Consider the following 2,105-nt stretch of genomic DNA (forward strand, 5'->3'; position numbering starts at 1 on the left):
CGGCTATACAGCAAGCGTCACGCCGCGGACTACCTGTTCGATAAGACCACGCGCGTCCTGGGCAAGCTGCAGGATGCGTTTCGCAGCGGCCGGCGCGGCGACATCGTCCGCAGTGGGTTGAGACTGCGGGTGCTGCTGTCAAAGCCTGTCTGGTCGGTTGTCCAGCGCTCGATGGAAAACACACAGCTGGACAGCGAGGCGGGAGTTATCGCTTTCCAGAAATCGGAAATGCAGTCCCTGAAGAAAGCCATCGCCGGCGCCACGTTCGCCGGCCATGAGTTCCATACCGTGCGCAAGATCGTCAGCATGCAGGTCGCCTTCTACGACGCACGCAGGACGCTCGGTCCGAACGATCACGCCTACCGGATGTCGCGGTTCCTCGCCGCCATCAATGGCCTGATGGGTTCCCGACACGACGAGCTCATCGCCGAGTCCCTGTCGGGCCGCCGGCACTACGACACGCCTGCACCTTTGGCCAACGAAACCCGGTCTCGCCTGGAGACCCTGGTCGCCCAGTATCCGCATTGAGCACATTTGCGTTCCTCTGACTGGAAACTGAAAGCAAATCGGTAAATACTTGCGGGCTCGTCACCTCGCAAGCGACCTACGCTTTCGTTGTACACGCCAGAGGAAGCGCAGCAATGACCCGCAGTGGTGGACCCACGTGGCAGAAATTTCCGGCAGAAACGCTGCGGCGTTTGTTCGACGCCGTGGATGTGGACGATATCGTCGATGCCCATGTCGCCCTGCCCGACCCCATCGTGCTGGCCTGCCCGCAGGAGACCATGCGACAGTGCTATGCGGTCTGCCTGCAGTTCTGGGAAGACGGCTTCACACGTGAGGAATTGCTGGGACTGGTCGAGAAGCTGCTCCGCAATGAAGGGTTCAGCGCCGACGAACGCCTTCAGTTCAAACACATCCGCGCCCGGTACAAGCATCTGCGCTTCGCGCAACGGCTATACAGCAGGGGTCACCGGTCGAGCCGCCTGTTCGACCTGACCACGCGCGCTCTCGGCAAACTGCAGGATGCGTTTCGCAGTGGCCGGCGCAGCGGCATCGTCCGTTATGGCCTCAAGCTGCGACTGCTGCTGTCAAAGCCCGTCTGGTCGATCGTGAAGCATGCGATGGAACACACGCCGATCGACAGCGAGGCGGGACTCATCGCCCTGCAGAAATCGGAAATCCGCGCGCTGAAGCAAGCCGTGGCTCGCACCACCTTCGCCGGCCATCAGTTCCATGCGGTGCGCAAGATCGTCAGCATGCAGGTGTCCTATTACGACACGCTGCGATCGCTCGGTCCGAATGATCACGCCTACCGGATGTCGCGGTTCCTCGCCGCCATCAATGGCCTGATGGGTTCGCGCCACGACGAAATGGTCGCCGAGGCGCTATCGGGCCGGCGCCATTACGACACGCCGGCGCCGCTGGCCAAGGAAACCCGGTCCCGCCTGGAAACCCTGATCGCCCACTATCCCTTGTAATGGGTTCAGCGCGGCGATTTCGGGTCGCGCACGGACTCCGGCTGCCAACCGCCACCCAGGGCCATGATGAGGTTCACGCTGGCATCCAGGCGGCGAAGGCGAAGCTGCTGCTCGCCACGGCCGGCGTCGAGCGCCGCATTCGCGGCATCGACGACGGCGGGATAGTCCGCGACACCTTGCTTGTACTGGTTCTGCGTGACCCGGTCCGACTCCGTCGCTGCCGTGGCTGCCTTGGCCTGAATGTCGGCGTTAGCCGCCAGGGTGCTGGTGATCACGAGGCCGTCTTCCACTTCGCGGAACGCGTCGAGCACGGTCTGCCGATAGTTCGCGACCGCCTCGTTATAGGCTTCGTCGGCGTTGGTGAGCTGTCCGGTCAGGCGACCGCCGGTGAACAGCGGCGCGCGAATGTCCGCCGTTCCGGTGGGACCCTTCAGGATGCCGATACCCGCGGCCAGATTGATCGAAGGCAGGGTCTCGGCTTTGGCGACACCGATACGGGCGCTGGCGGCGGCCATGCGGCGCTCACTGGCGGCGACATCCGGGCGGCGCTCGAGAAGGCTCGCGGGGACACCCGTCGGTACCACCGGCACGTTCGCGACAAAGGGTGCCGGAGCAAGGGAGAAC

Annotated in this window: 3 protein-coding genes; 2 read left to right on the forward strand and 1 reads right to left on the reverse strand. The window is 63.8% G+C overall.

Annotated elements, in window-relative coordinates; translation table 11 throughout:
• Together AC1DSN_RS21765 and AC1DSN_RS21770 are read left to right on the forward strand one after the other, a co-directional pair.
• Positions 1-528 (forward strand): hypothetical protein (locus AC1DSN_RS21765; RefSeq protein ID WP_477332849.1); only part of this gene is annotated, 528 nt, incomplete at its 5' end.
• 113 nt (positions 529-641) lie between these two features.
• Positions 642-1,481, forward strand: a complete 840-nt coding sequence (locus AC1DSN_RS21770; RefSeq protein ID WP_477297194.1) for a hypothetical protein — start codon at positions 642-644, stop codon at positions 1,479-1,481.
• A 5-nt stretch (positions 1,482-1,486) separates the two neighbouring features.
• Here the strand turns inward: AC1DSN_RS21770 and AC1DSN_RS21775 are convergent.
• Positions 1,487-2,105 (reverse strand): TolC family protein (locus tag AC1DSN_RS21775; RefSeq protein ID WP_477332851.1); only part of this gene is annotated, 619 nt, incomplete at its 5' end.

This window comes from Luteibacter sp. P4_D7_3 (assembly GCF_056401735.1).

Bases quoted from the DNA above. Each gene is read 5' to 3' on its own strand.
- AC1DSN_RS21770 (WP_477297194.1), top strand. From the start codon at position 642: ATGACCCGCAGTGGTGGACCCACGTGGCAGAAATTTCCGGCAGAAACG.